We start from the raw sequence: 1,391 nt of genomic DNA, 5'->3' as shown, positions 1-1,391 counted from the left end.
GGGGGGTATACGTCGAGGGGTTGGTGGGTGGAACTGTGGACGATGAGTGGGGCGGGCTGGTGAAGGCGCGCAGCCGCAGGCTGTTGCTGACGACGAACACGCTGGACAACGCCATGGCGGCCCCAGCCAGCATGGGGTTGAGCAGTCCCAGCGCGGCCAGCGGTATCGCGGCGACGTTGTAGGCGAATGCCCAGAACAGGTTCATTTTGATCGTTTTCAGAGTGGTGCGTGCCAAGGCGATCGCGTCGGCGGCAGCGTTGAGGTCGCCGCGGACCAGGGTGATGTCAGCGGCATGCATGGCGGCGTCGGTGCCGGTGCCCATCGCCAGCCCGAGATCGGCGTGGGCCAGGGCAGCGGCGTCGTTGACGCCGTCGCCGATCATGGCCACAACCTTGCCGTCGGATTGCAGGTCGGTGATGACGGCGGCTTTGTCGGCCGGCAAGACGTTAGCGATGACGGTGTCGATACCGACCTCAGCGGCCACGGCATCGGCGACGGTCTGGTTGTCGCCGGTCAACAGGATGGGCGTCATACCCAGTGCGGCGAGCCGGGCGATGGCGTGTGCGCTGGTGGGTTTGATCGCATCGGCGACCGCCAGGACCGCATGGGCGCGGCCGTCCCAGGCGACGAGTACGGCGGTCTGTCCGGCTTCTTCGGCGGCGGTCTGCGCCTCGTTGAGGTGAGGGTCATCCACGGCGATGCCGTGTTCGGCCAGCAGCGTCGGACGCCCGACGGTGACCACACGTCCCTGGACCAGACCGCGCACGCCTCGACCTTCGAAGTTGCGGAAGTCGTCGACCTCGTCGAGCGGCCCGACTTCGGCGGCTGCACCAGCAGCGATGGCGGCCGCGACGGGGTGCTCGGAGGCATTCTCCACCGCCCCCGCGAGGGCGAGCACGTCTTCGCGAGTGGTGGAGGGAGCAGTGGTGACCTGGACGAGTGTCATCTGTCCCGTGGTGACCGTGCCGGTTTTGTCGAGGACAACGGTGTCGACGGTTCGGGTGGATTCCAGGACTTCGGGGCCTTTGATCACGATGCCGAGTTGGGCTCCGCGGCCGGTACCGACCAGAAGTGCGGTCGGGGTGGCCAGTCCCAGAGCGCAGGGGCAGGCGATGATCAGCACAGCGACCGCGGCGGTGAACGCCGCTTGCAGGGGATAGCCGGCGCCGATCCACGCGCCGAGGACAGCGATGGCGACGGCGATGACCACCGGCACGAAGACACTTGAGATCCGGTCGGCCAGTCGCTGGGCGTGGGCTTTGCCGGTCTGGGCGCGTTCGACCATCGCGGCCATTTGCGCGAGTTGGGTGTCCGCTCCCACGCGGGTCGCCCGCACCCGCAGGTGCCCGCCGGCGTTGACCGTTCCGCCGGTCACGGTGTCGGCGGGGGCG

The 1,391-nt window shown here is 68.6% G+C and carries 1 protein-coding gene; it reads right to left on the bottom strand.

Annotated elements, in window-relative coordinates; genetic code table 11:
* Positions 1-1,391 (bottom strand): heavy metal translocating P-type ATPase (locus Q9R39_RS24640; RefSeq protein WP_311278453.1); only part of this gene is annotated, 1,391 nt, incomplete at both ends.

This window comes from Gordonia sp. AC31 (genome assembly GCF_031844505.1).
Taxonomy (GTDB): Bacteria; Actinomycetota; Actinomycetes; order Mycobacteriales; family Mycobacteriaceae; genus Gordonia; species Gordonia hongkongensis.
The sequence above is the reverse complement of the archived record's forward strand: the minus strand, read 5'-3'. Positions and strand labels throughout refer to the sequence as shown.